This is a genomic window from Carboxylicivirga agarovorans (assembly GCF_050589845.1).
GTDB classification, from domain to species: domain Bacteria; phylum Bacteroidota; class Bacteroidia; order Bacteroidales; family Marinilabiliaceae; genus Carboxylicivirga; species Carboxylicivirga agarovorans.
Genome location: NZ_JBNGPA010000045.1, coordinates 1 through 16,858 on the forward strand (window position 1 = coordinate 1; position 16,858 = coordinate 16,858).

General features: G+C 40.3%; 13 protein-coding genes and 6 tRNA genes. 6 read left to right on the forward strand and 13 right to left on the reverse strand.

The genetic code is table 11. The annotated features are described in order from the left end of the window. Positions 1–435 precede the first annotated feature (435 nt). The 10 genes from ACRD69_RS23100 to ACRD69_RS23145 all read right to left on the reverse strand — a co-directional run bounded on the left by ACRD69_RS23100 (position 436) and on the right by ACRD69_RS23145 (position 5,600). Positions 436–510 (reverse strand) — tRNA-Pro (locus ACRD69_RS23100). Between the two features lie 11 nt (positions 511–521). Further along, positions 522–611: transfer RNA gene (locus tag ACRD69_RS23105), tRNA-Ser, on the reverse strand. Positions 612–701: 90 nt separating this feature from the next. Next, positions 702–776 (reverse strand) — tRNA-Pro (locus tag ACRD69_RS23110). A 56-nt stretch (positions 777–832) separates the two neighbouring features. Further along, a tRNA-Pro gene (locus tag ACRD69_RS23115) sits at positions 833–907 on the reverse strand. 57 nt (positions 908–964) lie between these two features. Next, positions 965–1,039, reverse strand: a tRNA-Pro gene (locus ACRD69_RS23120). Positions 1,040–1,053: 14 nt separating this feature from the next. Further along, positions 1,054–1,140, reverse strand: a tRNA-Ser gene (locus ACRD69_RS23125). 209 nt (positions 1,141–1,349) lie between these two features. Further along, positions 1,350–2,333 carry a flotillin-like protein FloA gene (floA, locus tag ACRD69_RS23130; RefSeq protein ID WP_430817527.1) on the reverse strand — a complete coding sequence of 328 codons (984 nt, stop codon included), beginning with the start codon at positions 2,331–2,333 and terminating at the stop codon, positions 1,350–1,352. A 4-nt stretch (positions 2,334–2,337) separates the two neighbouring features. Then, positions 2,338–2,805 carry an NfeD family protein gene (locus tag ACRD69_RS23135; RefSeq protein WP_430817528.1) on the reverse strand — a complete coding sequence of 156 codons (468 nt, stop codon included), beginning with the start codon at positions 2,803–2,805 and terminating at the stop codon, positions 2,338–2,340. A 5-nt stretch (positions 2,806–2,810) separates the two neighbouring features. Further along, on the reverse strand, positions 2,811–3,086 hold the full coding sequence (locus ACRD69_RS23140) for an ATP-dependent Clp protease adaptor ClpS (protein ID WP_430817529.1): 276 nt from the start codon (positions 3,084–3,086) through the stop codon (positions 2,811–2,813). Between the two features lie 51 nt (positions 3,087–3,137). Next, the gene (locus ACRD69_RS23145) at positions 3,138–5,600 is read right to left on the reverse strand and encodes an SPOR domain-containing protein (RefSeq protein WP_430817530.1); all 2,463 of its coding nucleotides are present in this window, start codon (positions 5,598–5,600) and stop codon (positions 3,138–3,140) included. Between the two features lie 287 nt (positions 5,601–5,887). On the opposite strand from ACRD69_RS23145, the gene bcp reads away from it, so the two are divergent. Beyond that, complete coding sequence (gene bcp / locus ACRD69_RS23150; protein WP_430817531.1) at positions 5,888–6,346, forward strand: thioredoxin-dependent thiol peroxidase; 459 nt, start codon at positions 5,888–5,890, stop codon at positions 6,344–6,346. Between the two features lie 36 nt (positions 6,347–6,382). Then, positions 6,383–7,411 (forward strand): recombinase RecA, encoded by a 1,029-nt coding sequence (recA, locus tag ACRD69_RS23155; protein ID WP_430817532.1) that lies wholly within the window; start codon positions 6,383–6,385, stop codon positions 7,409–7,411. Between the two features lie 56 nt (positions 7,412–7,467). On the opposite strand, the gene ACRD69_RS23160 is transcribed toward recA, so the two are convergent. Both ACRD69_RS23160 and ACRD69_RS23165 read right to left on the reverse strand, forming a co-directional pair. Further along, entirely contained in the window at positions 7,468–7,941 is a 474-nt protein-coding gene (locus tag ACRD69_RS23160; RefSeq protein ID WP_430817533.1) for a hypothetical protein, read from the reverse strand. A gap of 53 nt (positions 7,942–7,994) precedes the next feature. Next, positions 7,995–8,354: a hypothetical protein gene (locus tag ACRD69_RS23165; RefSeq protein ID WP_430817534.1), complete on the reverse strand. Its 360-nt coding sequence runs from the start codon at positions 8,352–8,354 to the stop codon at positions 7,995–7,997. 205 nt (positions 8,355–8,559) lie between these two features. Between ACRD69_RS23165 and ACRD69_RS23170 the strand changes: the two genes are divergently transcribed. After that, the gene (locus ACRD69_RS23170; RefSeq protein WP_430817535.1) at positions 8,560–9,714 is read left to right on the forward strand and encodes a metallophosphoesterase; all 1,155 of its coding nucleotides are present in this window, start codon (positions 8,560–8,562) and stop codon (positions 9,712–9,714) included. Between the two features lie 268 nt (positions 9,715–9,982). Here ACRD69_RS23170 and ACRD69_RS23175 read toward each other — a convergent pair whose 3' ends face one another. Continuing rightward, positions 9,983–10,489: a hypothetical protein gene (locus tag ACRD69_RS23175; RefSeq protein WP_430817536.1), complete on the reverse strand. Its 507-nt coding sequence runs from the start codon at positions 10,487–10,489 to the stop codon at positions 9,983–9,985. A gap of 280 nt (positions 10,490–10,769) precedes the next feature. Here ACRD69_RS23175 and ACRD69_RS23180 point away from each other — a divergent pair, with 280 nt between their 5' ends. From ACRD69_RS23180 to ACRD69_RS23190, 3 genes are all read left to right on the forward strand, one after another. Then, on the forward strand, positions 10,770–13,181 hold the full coding sequence (locus ACRD69_RS23180) for a TonB-dependent receptor (protein WP_430817537.1): 2,412 nt from the start codon (positions 10,770–10,772) through the stop codon (positions 13,179–13,181). A gap of 272 nt (positions 13,182–13,453) precedes the next feature. Beyond that, complete coding sequence (locus tag ACRD69_RS23185; protein WP_430817538.1) at positions 13,454–15,094, forward strand: DEAD/DEAH box helicase; 1,641 nt, start codon at positions 13,454–13,456, stop codon at positions 15,092–15,094. A 1,050-nt stretch (positions 15,095–16,144) separates the two neighbouring features. After that, entirely contained in the window at positions 16,145–16,852 is a 708-nt protein-coding gene (locus ACRD69_RS23190) for an SDR family NAD(P)-dependent oxidoreductase (RefSeq protein WP_430817539.1), read from the forward strand. Positions 16,853–16,858: the final 6 nt, after the last annotated feature.

The following is a 16,858-nucleotide window of genomic DNA, read 5'->3' on the forward strand; positions in this document are numbered from 1 at the left end:
TATAAAAAAGACTTAAAACCACCTCCCCTCTCCTTCGTCGAGGTACTCCTCCTTGCCAGGAGGAGAGCTGATTTACAGCTTGCAAAACACTATATATGTGAATGTTTGAATCTTTTCGAACACTAAAGGGCAACGCCCAAGTTCTGATGTATCAGGCTTTGACTTCGTCGATTTTCAATTCAGCCTGACATACAGCTATAATATTTAAATTGTCTAACTGTCGAATTGAGCATCCAACATCGTATATCCGATTAATTGTTGAAAGAGTTTAATAGTTTAAGAGTTGAGGAGTTTATCTATTTAGGTGAGAAATTGGTTGTGATTCGGATTTTAGTTGTACCCCATTCCCTTAACCCATCATATCTTACCAGAAGCATGTATACAAAAAAGCTCATGATTCAGATGAATCATGAGCTTTTGATTATGTTTATTTTGTCGGGGTACCAGGATTCGAACCTGGGACCCCCTGGTCCCAAACCAGGTGCGCTAACCGGACTGCGCTACACCCCGAATCAATAATTTGGCGGAGGGAGGGGGATTCGAACCCCCGGTACGGTTACCCGTACGCCAGTTTAGCAAACTGGTGGTTTCAGCCACTCACCCATCTCTCCTGTTCTTCACTTACGCAATAACAATTACGCAAATAAAAAGCTCGTGATACTATTGCTTCACAAGCTTGTAATGTATTTGATTTTACATTGTCGGGGTACCAGGATTCGAACCTGGGACCCCCTGGTCCCAAACCAGGTGCGCTAACCGGACTGCGCTACACCCCGAATCAAATAATATTTCATAAAAAGAGCCAAACCGTTATTTAACTCCTAAAAGATTGTCGGGGTACCAGGATTCGAACCTGGGACCCCCTGGTCCCAAACCAGGTGCGCTAACCGGACTGCGCTACACCCCGAATCAATAATTATTTCAATAAAAAAGAGCTAAAACCTTATTTAGCTCTTAAAAGTTGTCGGGGTACCAGGATTCGAACCTGGGACCCCCTGGTCCCAAACCAGGTGCGCTAACCGGACTGCGCTACACCCCGAAACTAAAATTGAGCGGAGGGAGGGGGATTCGAACCCCCGGTACGGTTACCCGTACGCCAGTTTAGCAAACTGGTGGTTTCAGCCACTCACCCATCTCTCCTTTTACCTCTTTCTTTAAAGAGAAACAATCGCTCTTTCTTCTCTAAGCCTCGTCCCCTTTGCGATTGCGATTGCAAAAGTAGCAAATAGAATTAAACTGCCAAAATTAATATGAAAAAAAATGGGCACTTTTTAAGGCCACTTTTTGTTCAATTCTCATAACTAATTATCGGTCAAAAAAAAAGCTACCCGAGGGTAGCTTTAAAAAAATTAATCTTTTTTCGGAGGCTTATTACCCGGTTTGGCAATTGAGTCTCTCATGGCCGTGTCGGCTTCAATATTTTTATACTTGAGGTAATCCATTACACCAAGGTTTCCGTTACGAAAAGCCTCTGCAAGGGCCTTTGGAACGTCGGCTTCAGCTTCAATTACCTTAGCGCGCGCTTCCTGAGCTTTGGCTTTCATTTCCTGCTCAAGGGCAACCGCCATTGCTCTGCGCTCCTCGGCCTTAGCCTGTGCAATATTTTTATCAGCATCGGCCTGGTCGATCTGCAGACCTGCCCCAATGTTTTTACCTATATCGATATCTGCAATATCAATAGACAGAATTTCAAATGCGGTTCCCGCATCAAGACCTTTTTCCAATACTACTTTTGAAATAGAATCAGGGTTTTCAAGAACAGCTTTGTGGGAAATAGATGAACCAATTGAAGAAACAATACCTTCACCTACACGAGCCAGAACTGTCTCCTCGCCTGCTCCACCAACCAACTGCTTGATATTGGCACGAACAGTAACACGGGCCTTGGCTATTAACTGAATACCATCCTTGGCAACTGCTGCTACCGGAGGTGTATCGATAACCTTAGGATTTACCGACATCTGAACTGCTTCAAATACGTCACGACCTGCCAGATCAATGGCTGTTGCCATTTGAAAGTTAAGGTCAATATTGGCCTTTGCTGCAGATACCAAGGCGTGAACAACATTTTCAACATGTCCACCTGCCAGGTAGTGAGCTTCCAGTTCATCGCGCTTCACTTCAGACAGGCCTGCTTTATAGGCCTCGATCAATGCACGAACGATCACCCCTGGAGGAACCTTACGGATACGCATTAACACCAACTGGATCAGTGAAATACGAACACCTGAAACCAGGGCTGAGAACCAAAGTAAAATTGGCACATAATAAAGGAATAAGAATACAACGACAATGACCGCTGCTATCAAAAATATGGGAGCTAATCCTTCCATCTAATTAGTTTTTGGGTTTGACAATTATGTAAGTTTTAAATACTTCTTTCACTACTACTTCGGTGTTTTCATCGACAAAGTGTCCGGGACATTTTCCTTCGATCAACTCACCATTAACCATTACTTTACCAACAGGATTAAGGCGCGTTACAGCCACACCTTCATCACCAACATTAAGGTTTGATTCCTCTACTGTTTCTACTTTACCTTCAACTTCTGTTTTCAACATCAGCCTGTTCCATGTTTTGGAACGAAATGACATAACCAACATCATTAAACCGGCTAATAAAGTGCTGAACAGGGCAATATTACCATAAGTAGTGCCATAACCCTGATAGGTCAGTAAAATACCTCCTGCTGTAAAAATAAACCCACCTATACCTGCAATGGTAACGCCGGGAAAAACAAAAAACTCTAGTATAAACAAGAATAATCCTAAGAGGATAATTAAGATAATAACAAGTGCAGACATAAAAATTAATCGATTGTAACCAATAAACGCTCTTCCGACAACTGCTCTTTAAGAGGCAGTAAATCATCAATATTGCCAGATTTTATCTGACATGAACCGGTGTAATGTGTTAACATGGCACATTGTTCAGCCTGTATGGCATCGTGCTCACATACTTCACATAAAACATCAATTACATGATCGAAAGAATTTTCATCATCATTATGAAGTGTCAGAATACGTTTTTCGTTTCCGCCACCTTTCATATTATGCTCTTCACTTCTTTTGCTAAATGAAACCATATCATAAAAGTTTCTATAAATTAACCATATTTTTTTGTGAAAAACTAATTTCTACTTTTTGAGTTCTTCAGTCAGATTAATTTGTTTACCATCTTCAAATACCACGATAAAAGCACCCGGGAATCCTGCATCACGCACCTGCTGAACATACTTATCAGCTTCAGTATATGATGAATAATTGCCGGCAAAATACTTCGTCAGGTCTTTGTTGGCTACCTTTTGTTTAGAAATGGGTGGAATTTTTGATACAGCATCAGCATTCGGTTCATTTTTAAATACGCCTATCTGAATTTTATAAACCAACTTGCCCTCTGTCTTTTTAAAGGCATTTTCAACCACCTTTGCAGGCTCTTCTTTTACAACATCAGCGCCCTGCAATTCCTGGTATGTTTTTGGCACCTTTGTTTTTGTTGCAGGCACTTCGGTATTTACCTGAGCATTGGATTCTGCGTACTGAATCAGTCCCTGTTCCTGTGAATTTATCCCTGCTCTCTTAATTGTCCCCGCCTTTTCGTATCTAACAACATCGAAACCATTTACCGGATCAACCATTTCCATCGCCTCATTAAAATACTCCCTGCCTTCTGCCTGCAGCTCTTCAAGATAGCCAAGATCATCAACTGAATTTGTCAGGAGAATCTCTTTAATGCGCTCGTCATATATGATGACTTTCTTATTGAGCGATTCATGATAGAGTTTAAGAGCAGTCAGCTTTAATTCTTTGGCTTTAAACACTTGAGCCTGTGTTGCACTTTCCTCTTCCACTGAATCTTTATTTCTGATCACGGCCAGGACCGACTCTGTTTCAGCTGGTGCATTATTAGCTTCCTCCAGTAATTTAGACGATTCAAGGTTGAGTATATTGCCCCAAACATAAAGAGAATCGGCATGACGAAGTTGCTTAATCTGATCGGCGTCAAATAATTGCTGATACATCTTTTCCAACTCCTGTAACTGCCTTTCAAATTCTTCATCCGTATAAAATGTATATTCTTCAGGAATCAAAATTTTCTCTAAATCCATTTCCTTCTTCTTTGCAACCCTTGCCTGGCTTAACGGAACATACTGACCATTTGCTACCAGCTCCTTAATTTTATTTTGTTCGGTCAGCCGGGCCATATAGTAGGTGCGTTCAATTTTTTCGTCCAGACCATAGACTTTTTTCTCCATTGATAAAATATCATTCACCAACATGGAGCGTTCCGTGTCTGAATTAGTGCGGGCGTATAAATTTCTCTTTTCACGCATTAAGGACGACAGGCTGTCTTTCTGATTTTCAAGTTTAACAGCCTCCTTGAATTTAGCCTTTGCCTCATTGCTTCGAAAGTGTGACAATTGACTATACTCCAATGTATCGGCTACTACAAAACGAAAGGCCTCTTCAGCTTTTGCTGTCGCATTTTTGCCTTTTTGCTTAGCTCCGTTAGCTGATGATCTTTCAATGTCTGATAATTCCAGGGCTGCCACTACTTTTACCTCATTAGCATCCTGAACAAAGCTTTTTACAACCGTATTATCCCATTTAATGGTATATACAATCAGTGTTGAATCATTGGTTTCACGGTTAGATGAAAACCAGGCTAACTGATTAAATTCATCTGCCACGAATAAAAAGTCGTCTTTAGGTGAGTTAAAAGGAATACCCAGGTTAACAGGGTTTGCAAATGTTTTCTGTTCGGCGTCATAATCAGCTTTATACAGGTCATACCCCCCCATACCGCCTTCTCTGTTTGATGAAAAGAATATGGTTGAACCATCAATCAATACAAAAGGCTGTTGATCGTCGGCTTCGGAATTAATACCATCTAAAGCCACACTCTCACTCCAACCGTCAAGCAATTTCTCCATCTTGAACAGTTTACCGATGGCTTCCTCATTATTCATTGAGAAATACACTTCATCACCTCGCTCAGTAAGATAAAGTACGCCTTCAGGATCAACACCAGACTCAAAGAAATCTTTATTATGACCAATTTTACCCACATCAGAGGCAGGATAATAGGCTTTTAAAAACTCTTCTTTTGCTACGGTATCACGCTCATAAACATCGAGGTGATATATTTTTGCTGCCTGTTGTAAGCCAAATTCACTTTCCAGCTTATACTTTTCTGCTTTTTCATTGCGTATATCTGAAGCGGAGGCATATTTTAAAAAGCGATTGTATTGATTGATTGCTTCCTCAAACTGATAACTTAGCTGGTAAGCTCGTCCCAGGTAATAATAAGCATCTCGGCTAACACCTTTAAGAGCAGCATATTTTAGTCGTTTAACTGCTTGCGAGATATCATGATTATTCTGAATCAGGCATATACCATAATAATAATTGTACTTTATCTGGCGATCATACCTCTTTAACAATGACTCATAAGCTATCTCTGCCTCAGTGTAGTTACCTTCTTTAAACAAAGCAAGAGCTTCTTTTGCTGAATACATCTTTTCCTGAGCAAAGCTTAACTCTGTTAATCCGGTAACAATTACTAATAATATTAAAGCTATCGACTTCAATTTATACATAAGGTTGATTGTTTCTGGTGTATTTTAAAGTCCCAAAATTAAACATTACACAACAAATAGCTAGTTCGACCCTTGAAAATAATTACAAAAGATTGCATTTGTCAATCCTTTGCAAGGCCTGATTCAAAAAGCTTACAAATTCTTTCCTTATGTTTATATACATCTGAAAGAATGACTGTTAATAACTTTTGAACCATGCCCACCATTAATCGTTCTTATTTAAATATATTTGTAACTAAGAATAGCATGACAATCACAAATGTCTATTCGCTTTAAAATCAATAGAAATGCTAAAAGAAGGAGATAAAGCTCCCGTATTTAAGGGGCTCAATCAAGACGAAAAAGAAATCAGCTTAAATGATTTTACGGGTAAAAAGGTGATTTTATATTTCTACCCTAAAGATAATACGCCGGGGTGTACTGCAGAATCATGCAACCTGAGTGAAAGTTATGATGAGCTGACAGCCAAGGGTTTTGAAGTGATTGGGGTAAGCCCTGACAGCATTGCTTCGCACCAGAAGTTTATAGCCAAGCACAGCCTGCGCTTTAACCTTATTGCTGATACTGAGAAAGAAATACTGCAACAGTATGATGCCTGGGGCTTAAAAAAGATGTATGGTAAAGAATACATGGGTGTTTTGAGAAAGACCTTTATTATAGATGAGAATGGAATCATCATTAAGATATTTGAAAAGGTAAAAACTAAAGATCATACTAATCAGATATTATCAGAATTAGACCAATAACCCAACAAAAGGAAGAAACAGCTTAAAATCGAAATAATGGCAGAAAAGAAAGACAATAATGTGAACAAAGAAAAGCTGAAAGCACTTCAGCTGACCATGGATAAAATTGACAAGACCTATGGCAAGGGAACCATTATGAAAATGGATGATGCGGCAGTTGAAGAAGTGCCTGTTATCCTAACCGGTTCTATTGCTTTGAACATGGCTTTAGGTGTTGGCGGATTTCCACGTGGTCGAATTATTGAAATTTATGGTCCTGAATCATCAGGTAAAACCACTTTAGCTATCCACGCCATAGCAGAGGCTCAAAAAGCCGGTGGTATTGCTGCCTTTATTGACGCTGAGCATGCTTTTGATCGCTTCTATGCTGAAAAACTGGGAGTTGACCTTGAGAATTTATTGATATCACAGCCCGATAATGGTGAGCAGGCCCTGGAAATCGCTGATCAGTTGATCCGCTCTTCTGCCATTGACATCATTGTTATTGACTCGGTAGCGGCTCTTACACCTAAAGCCGAGATTGAAGGAGATATGGGTGATTCAAGAATGGGACTTCAGGCACGTCTGATGTCACAAGCCCTTCGTAAGCTTACCTCTACCATTAATAAAACGAATACTACCTGTATTTTCATTAACCAGTTACGTGAAAAGATCGGTGTTATGTTCGGTAACCCTGAAACGACCACCGGTGGTAACGCATTGAAGTTTTATTCATCGGTTCGTTTGGATATACGTCGTGTAACACAAATTAAGGACGGTGAAAACGTTGTAGGTAGCCATACCCGTGTTAAGGTTGTAAAGAACAAAGTTGCGCCCCCATTTAAGAAAGCTGAATTTGAAATTCGCTATGGAGAAGGTATTTCCCGCGTTGGTGAAATACTTGATATGAGTGTTGAAATGAACATAGTTAAAAAGAGCGGCTCATGGTTCAGTTACGGTGAAACAAAACTTGGACAAGGTCGCGAAGCTGTTAAGGAAGTGATTAAAGATAATCCTGAATTAGCAGAAGAGCTGGAACAAAAAATTATGGCAACCATAAAAGAAAATGCCGCAGCAGCGAAATAACAACATTAAAAAAGGCGAGCTTAAATAGCTCGCCTTTCTTTTATCTTTTGTTTTAACTATGGTTCCACAACCTTTAAGGAGTAGTGAACATCAACCTTATAATTCTCCGGAAACTTAGGTAACAACAGCCACTTTCTATTCTCAAAAATCTTCCCCTGGCGCTGAATTAAAGTTGAACCAAAGGACGCGAAGTAAATATCGATGCGCTTGGTTTTATCATTCCTTAAGACCTCAACCTTAGTTGTTTTAATAGCTTTTTCTCCGTTACGAACATACTGACTACAAACGACCACTGATTTTTTATTAAAATTTATCTTGCCAAAATCAATTGATTCACATTTAGCATTGTATTTCAGTGGAATCTCCTTCAGGTCTTCAATACTTTGTGCAACTTCAAAATTATTAACCTGCAGACAATAGTCGGGATCCAGATCCAATTCCTTGTAAACAACAGGCACCTGTGCATTTGATAGTTTAACAACCAGCAAGAAAACAAGTAACAGTAAACTCTTTTTTGACTCCCAAATCATAGATGTTAGATTATAAACGCTTAAACATAGTTGATTTGACTGGAAAACAAAAATTACTCAACAGCTAATTCTTTCCGATACCTTTTCTGTTTAAGGATAAACAAGGTGACAAACAATGCTTTGATCAATACGCCGATGCTTAAAAACCAAACATATAAATGCATCAGCTGATCGGTCTTGCGAAGGTAAACGGCTGTAAAGATCAATCCTAAGCCAATCACCAACAAGGCGATTTCGGCTCCTACCTTCACCTGACCTGAACGCACTCCTATGATCATGTATAATAGTTTTAAGGTTCCGCCTACGCTAAAGCTGATTGCAGCCCAGGGACCTTCAACTGATAGTACTTTTAAAACAATACCAAGAAGTATCAGCGTTCCACCGATCATTATTAAATATTTCAATTTCCCCATGATGTGTTTATTTTGAACTGAATTTGAATAAATATTGTTTTCTGAATACATTATTTCAAATCGAATTCAGCTTATTAGTATCCAAGTACCAAACAGCCCCGAATATAAATGGTTCAAACCTAAATATCACAAATTCATTCATAAAAATTTAATATCAAGCAGATAGATAATTATTTTTAAGTCCTTTTTATTTTAACAGCTAAACATGAAGAACTACGCATTTTTAATATTCCTGGGGATTATTCTCAGCATCCATTTTCTGGTTAACTATTATATTTATCACAGGGGCATACAGTGGCTTGAAACAATACCTTCTTTAAAGACTGCTTTTCGCATTCTGATGATCGTAATGGTTATTGCATACCCGGCAGGACGTTTTCTTGAACGCATCTGGTATTCACCCTTATCCAACACTTTACACTGGATAGGCGCGTTTTGGTTTGCCGGCATGTTATATTTCACTCTGCTTATCTTTTCAACTGACCTGGTTCGCATATTTAACTCCTTTCTGCATTTCCTGCCTAAAACAGGAACAGAAAGCTACCTGAAACTGAAGTATTATACGGGAATAGGCATTACAAGTTTGGGTACCCTGATCATTCTAGGCGGTTTTATTAACGCGTGGACGACCAAAATAAGCCAACACAACATCAGTATCAATAAACAGGCCGATGGGATTAAACAATTAAAAATCGTTGCCGCTTCCGACATACATTTAGGAACCATTATCGGTCCCAGAAAAACAAATAAACTTGTGGAGACAATAAACGCGCTTCATCCTGACATCATTCTTTTTGCCGGTGATGTGGTAGATGAGGATGTTGGACCAGTCATCAGGCAAAACCTGGGTGAAAGCCTCAGGAAACTCAATGCCCCTTTGGGCGTTTATGCATCAACAGGTAATCATGAATATATTGGTGGAGCAGACCGATCGGTAAAGTATCTTGAGGATCATGGCGTCAAGGTCTTAAGAGATTCATCAGTGCTTATCAATGATCTGTTTTACATTATCGGACGCGAAGACCGTGACAAAAACCGTGCAGGTGGATCACGTAAAGAAATAGCCGATCTGATACAGACACTCGATAAGAATAAGCCGCTAATCATGCTCGATCATCAACCTTATAACCTTGAGAAAGCCACTCAAAACGGTATTGATCTGCAAATTTCAGGACACACCCACCACGGTCAGCTATGGCCATTTGGCTACATTACCAGGCGCATTTTTGAGCTTAGTCGCGGTTACCTTCAAAAAGGTGATAGCCATTTCCTTGTAAGTACCGGATTTGGCACCTGGGGACCACCCGTCAGAACAGGTAACCGGCCCGAAATTTTGGAGATAAACCTGGAATTCGAATAAGTTTGACCACCAGTCAACTCAATGTTGGGCACAAAAAAGAGGCTATCCATAAATAAAAAGTTTTCTCGCAAAGAGCGCAAAAAAGAAAGTACGCAAAGTTCGCAAAGAATTGACTATAAAAGCAATATACTTTGCGGTCTTTGCGTATTTCTTAGTGGAGCGATAGCTATCGCACTTTGCGTGAAATTTAAACTTCGGACAGCCTCGTTCGGGTTGGGTTTGTTATATTTATACAAGTCCTAAAACATGTTTAGTCACCGGCGTTAGGCTAGTCAACAGAGCTGGTCAGTGTAGAGTTGATGATACTTTGCTCCAGTTCACCTGATTCAATAAGCTTACTAATCTCCTTAAGCTCTTTAGTCATTTTAAGCTTGTTTGTAGGAATTGAACAATAAGCAACAACCCCCTCAAGGGCTGCCGCCTGTAACTCTGTTACTGCCGCTTCACCTTCTTCATCGAGGTAATTCATGGCATAATAAGCCATATACATCTCCAGAAGAGATTCCTGTTCTTCAAATACATTTTGCAGCAAAATATCTTGTGAATCAAGGGTCTCCAGCCATTGCTTAACATACGTGGCAGCAATTGTTCTCTGCTCATCTTTTTTATCATATCGTACTGCGGTTAAATAGCAGCAGCATTCCATGGCAGCTTCTTTTGCTTCTTCGTATTGCGCTTTATCCTCAAGGTCAATTTCATTGACATATGAAAAGTCTTGCGCCGTTGCTATCAAACCTGTCATTAACATCATCAGACCTAAACAATAATTTTTCATTATCCCTAATTAAATTTTAATAATTGAGTAACTACCAGATGAATACGCAAATACGGATAAACGTTTGATTTATTTTGACAAATAGACGCATCCGCCTGACAAAAGAAAAAAACCTGAGGATTAAATATGTAACCCCTAACAAACCAGATAGATATACTATTAAAATGGTAAACAGTAAAATCAGAACTGATAAACACCTGATTATTGCACTCGAAAAACCATATATTTGCATGATATTTGATGTAAAGCCGTCGTAAATATTTAACCATCGGACGTTCCAATGAATCACTATATACTAGTTGTTATTCTTGCTCTATTTTCATTCAATGCTCTTTCGCAAACTGTTCAGGTCAGAGATAAGCAAACGCATCAACCTCTTGAACTTGTTACTATCATTGCCCCATCTTCACAGATCAACACCATCACCAATATGAAGGGACAGTCTGAGATGAACGAATTTGAAGGCATTGATCACATTACTTTCAGGCTAATAGGTTACGAAACCATAGTAATAAGCTACAATGAATTAAAAGCAAATGGCTTTAATGTATATATGGAGCAGATCGAGCTTTCTTTGGATGAAGTGGTTGTATCGGCAACCAAATGGAAACAGGGTCGCCGTGAAACACCTTCTAAAATATCTGTTTTGAAGCCTAAGGATGTTAGTTTCTCCAATCCGCAGACTGCTGCTGATCTGATTGAGATGACAGGAGATGTATATGTTCAAAAAAGCCAGATGGGTGGAGGTAGTCCCATGATAAGGGGATTTGCCACTAATCGTGTACTTATCACTGTTGACGGAGTACGTATGAACAATGCCATATTCAGAAGCGGAAACATTCAAAACATCATTTCACTTGATCCTTTCGCAACCAATCGTGCCGAGGTAATATTTGGTCCGGGCTCTGTAATCTATGGCAGTGACGCAATAGGAGGTGTGATGGGTTTCTACACCTTTGAACCCATACAATCATATGACGATAAAAAACTATTTAAAGGTAATGCACTGACCAGGTATGCATCGGCTAATAATGAAAAGACAGGCCATTTCGACTTTAACCTTGGCTTTAACAAGCTGGCATCTTTTACTTCGGTTAGCTATTCTGATTTTGGCGATTTAACAATGGGTAGCAAAGGTCCGGCTGATTATTTGCGTCCTGAATATGTAAAGAGAATCAATAATGAAGATGTAATTGTTACTAACAGCGATGCTGAAGAGCAAGTACCAACAGCCTACAGCCAGTTAAACCTGATGCAGAAGTTTAAATACACACCGGATGAAAACTGGCAACTCAACTATGGATTTCATTATTCAGAATCGTCAGATGTTCCGCGCTACGACCGACTTATCATGTACGATGATAATGATGAGCTTAAATATGGCGATTGGTATTACGGCCCTCAAAAATGGGTAATGAACAACCTGAATATCCAGCACTCCGCCTCTAATGCGTATTTTGACCATATGCAACTCATTATAGCCCATCAGTTTTTTAAAGAAAGCCGTCATAATCGCAAACTTAACGAAGAGACTATAACGCGACGTACCGAAAAAGTGCATGCCATTAGTTTTAACCTGGATTTTGAAAAGCCATGGGAAGACAATGGCAAACTCTACTATGGTATTGAGTTTATCGGTAATACAGTTGGCTCTGACGGTTTATCAGAAAACCTGATCAACGGTAATATCTCTGATGCCGCTTCCCGTTATCCCGATGGTTCCAATTGGTTTTCTATGGCTATTTACAGCAGCTATCTTAAACACCTGGGCTCCAAAACAAATCTACAAGCCGGCTTACGCTATAATTACATCATCCTGAATGCTGATTTTGACAATACGTTTTACGACTTTAATTTCACCAAGGCAAACATTAATACCGGGGCACTAACAGGTAGTATTGGAATAATACACAATCCAAGTGAAAACTGGCAACTGAGCAGTTCCGTTTCAACAGGTTTCAGAGCCCCAAATATTGATGATATCGGTAAAGTGTTTGATTCGGAACCCGGGGCTGTTGTCATTCCAAATCCGGATCTGGAGCCTGAGTATGCAATAAATGGTGAGCTTGGGGCAGCTGTTGTGCTTGTTAAAAAGTGGAAGATTGATATGGCGGCCTATTACACCCACTTAACTAATGCAATGGTTCGTCGTGATTATCAGCAAAATGGAGAAGATTACATCATTTACGACGGTGAGCCAAGCAGAGTACAAGCAATTCAAAATGCCGCTAACGCCTATGTTTATGGTATCCAGGCTGGTGTTGAGTACAAGTGGAAAAATGGTTTTAGTGCATCATCACGCTTTAACGTCCAAAAGGGAGAAGAAGAACTGGAAGACGGCTCCTACTCCCCCCTTCGCCATGCAGCGCCCTGGTTTGGCAGCACACACATTAGTTACGAAAAGAAAAAAGTGAAAGTCGATATGTATGCTCAATATAATGGCGAAGTGGCTTTTGAAGATCTGCCGGAGTCAGAGCAAGGCAAAGCATATCTGTATGCCATGGATGCCAATGGTAATCCTTATTCCCCAGGCTGGACAACATTGAACTTCAGAGCACAGTATAACATTACCAATTCGACAACGATATCTGCAGGCGTTGATAATATTACTGATGAACGCTATAAAACTTATTCGTCGGGTATAGCCGCACCAGGACGCAATTATCTACTATCCTTGAAAGTATCATTGTAACAAGTGCCTCACATTGTTAATATCAATCATCATGATGTCCGTTCTTAACAAAGATCCGGACCCGCATTAATGCATTAACGTTAATTAATCACAAAATATAGCTTAGGACAAGCCTAATAGGATAGATTATCGAAAAAACGGTCTATCTTTGCGCCTCAGTAAAAATAAGGACCACTCCGGTCACTTTCGGTAGCACTTCGTAGCATAATGTAATTTGCTAAATCCGGGTAACAGCTGCAAGAACGTGGAGGCGGGTGGATAAAAAGCAGATTATGCAAACATTTAAAGAAACGGGACTTCCAGAGGAAATCCTAAGTGCTATTGGTGAACTTGGTTACGAAACACCTACACCTATTCAAAGCAAAACAATTCCTGAAATTCTTAATTACGGAAACGATCTTATTGCCTTAGCGCAGACCGGTACAGGTAAAACCGGAGCATTTGGCCTACCTGTTATTCCACAAATTGAGCGTGAATCGAAAAATGTACAGGCACTTATTTTGTGTCCTACACGTGAGTTGTGTCTTCAGATCACCAAAGATTTGAAGGATTATGCCAAGAATTACAGAGACTTATATATTACACCTGTTTATGGTGGTGCAGAAATAAGAACTCAGATTAAATCATTAAAGCGTGGTACCCACATTGTAGTAGGTACACCAGGGAGAATGAACGACCTGATCAACCGTAAAGCCATTGAATTGGGTGAAGTACGCTGGTTGATCTTAGATGAAGCTGACGAGATGCTTAACATGGGTTTTAAAGATGACCTGGAAAGCATTATGGCACAAACACCTGAATGGCGCCAGACATTATTATTTTCAGCTACCATGCCTCCTGAGATTGCACGTATGTCTAAAAACTACATGCAGGAGCCAGTTGAAATAAGCGTTGGTAAAAAGAATCAGGGTGCTGAAAAGGTAGACCACCATTTCTATATGGTTCAGGCACATGACCGCTACCGCGCATTAAAGCGTATTGTTGATGTCACTCCTGATGTATATGGTATAATTTTCTGCCGCACACGTCAGGAAACAAAAGACATTGCTGATAAGCTGATGGCCGATGGTTACAACGCTGATGCACTTCATGGCGACCTGTCGCAGGCACAGCGCGACCTGGTGATGCACCGTTTCCGCAAAAAACACCTGCAGTTATTAGTAGCTACTGATGTTGCAGCACGTGGTATTGACGTTAACGATCTGACGCACGTTATCAACTATAACTTACCTGATGATATCGAGGTGTATATCCACCGTAGTGGACGTACAGGACGTGCAGGTAAAGAAGGTGTATCTGTATCGATCATCCACTCCCGTGAAATGCACCGCATTAAGGCCATTGAGAAGATTGCTAAAAAAACATTTGTTCGTAAAATGGTTCCTAAAGCCGATGAAATTTGCGAAAAGCAATTATTCCACTTCCTGGATCGTGTAGGACAGACTGAGTTGGAGGAAACTTCACCGGTTAATGCCGTATTGCCTTCAGTATATGAAAAGCTGGCTGAAATGGACAAAGAGCAGTTAATCAAACAGTTTGTTGCTGCTGAGTTCAACCGCTTCATGGAGTATTATAAAGATGCGCCAGACCTTAATATCTACAAGGAAGAAGGCGGCAAAAGAGGCCGTGGCGACAGAGGTGGAGTTAAGTTTAGCCGTTTATTCCTGAACATCGGTAAGACAGACAAACTAACTTCAGGTGAAGTTATCGGTCTTATCAACAGTAACATGAAAGGTGTAACTGTTAAGATTGGTAAGATTGAATTGTTGCGTAACTTCTCGTTCATTGAGGTGGATAAAGAATATGAGCAGGAGCTGATTACCAAGCTAAACAAAGCCAAACTTAAAGGTAAGAAGGTAAGTCTTGAGGTTGCTTCGCCTAAACCAGCGCGAAGAAAGCATAAAAGAAGATAAGTTATTCGATATAGTGAAGAAAGCCGTTTAGAGATTCTAAACGGCTTTTTTTGTGCATATTGGTTTGTTGTTGAATGGACTATTCCTCTGGCTATCGGGGCATGGTCAAATAAAAAGGAAACCCTGGTTTCTAAAGAAGTAAGTAAAGAACAAACCAATGATTTAAATAAATAAAAAAGAATGAACCATGAATTACACGAATTACACGAATTGTGCAATCGCGTAGCGATTACTGTGGCGAAGCCATAATCCGTTAAATCCGATTACCCCAATGGCTATCGGGGTACACGAATTATTGACTGGACCATTTGATTATTGTTACAACTAATCGCTTCGCGATTAGATAATCCGTGTAATCCGTGTAATCCTTGGTCAAAAAAAAGAAAACGGTGGTTTTAAGAGTGGCAAAATATAACACAAACCAATGATTTAAATAAATATAAAAGATTGAACCACGAATTACACGAATTACACGAATTGTGCAATCGCGTAGCGATTACTGTGGCGAAGCCATAATTCGTTAAATCCGATTACCCCAATGGCTATCGGGGTACACGAATTATTGACTAGACCAATTTGATTATTGTTACAACTAATCGCTATGCGATTAGATAATCCGTGTAATCCGTGGTCAAAAGAAAGAAAACCGTGATTTCAAAGGAAGTAGTTATAGTACAAACCAATGATATAAATAAAAAAGATTGAACCACGAATTACACGAATTGTGCAATCGCGTAGCGATTACTTTGGCGAAGCCAATAATCCGCTAAATCCGATTACCCCAATGGCTATCGGGGTACACGAATTATTGACTGGACCATTTGATTATTGTTACAACTAATCGCTAAGCGATTAGATAATCCGTGTAATCCGTGTAATCCGTGGTCAAAAAAAAAGAAAACGGTGGTTTTAAGAGTGGCAAAATATAACACAAACCAATGATTTAAATAAATATAATCAAGAACATTGGTACAACTCTGAGCCTAAAGATTGAATTTGCCATCAGTAAAGCCGATATTGTTATATAGAAACCAATTCAAAATAAAACGCATGCATATACTAATTACAGGCACCAGCTCTGGCATTGGTCATGGACTGGCACAAGAGTACCTGGCGCGAGGTGCTAAAGTGTGGGGAATCAGTCGGCGTATTGCCGATGATCTGGCAGGCGAAGCCAACTTTCATCACCTGCAGCTGGATGTAACCAACCATAAGGCGGTAATGGAGAAACTACCGGCATTTTTAGATGAGTGTAAACGCATCGATATGCTTATTCTCAATGCAGGAGTACTCGGGCCTGTCAAGTGGATGAGTGAAGTCAATACCGAGGCTATGCAAAAAGTGATGGATGTCAATGTATGGTCAAATAAGGTATTGCTTGACTTGCTTTTCAGCCTCGGGAAAGACATTCGTCAGGTGGTAGGCATGTCAACCAAGGCGTCACTGCGCAGCACCCCGGGCTGGGGGCCATACGCGGTATCGAAAGCAGCGCTTAACATGCTGATGAATGTATATGCGAAAGAGCATCCCGACACCCATTTTATTGCATTTGCCCCGGGGTTGGTGGACAGCGAAATACAGGAAACCATCTGGAACATTAAGGAAACGGACAAATACCCGGCCGTTGAGCGCTTACAGCAAGCGCGCTATACCGAAGATATGCCTGACTCGAGAGCAGCTGCCGCAAATCTGATCCGGGGCATGGAGAAAGCCCGGGAAATGGAAAGCGGTGCATTTGCTGATGTGCGTGAGCTATGAATGATG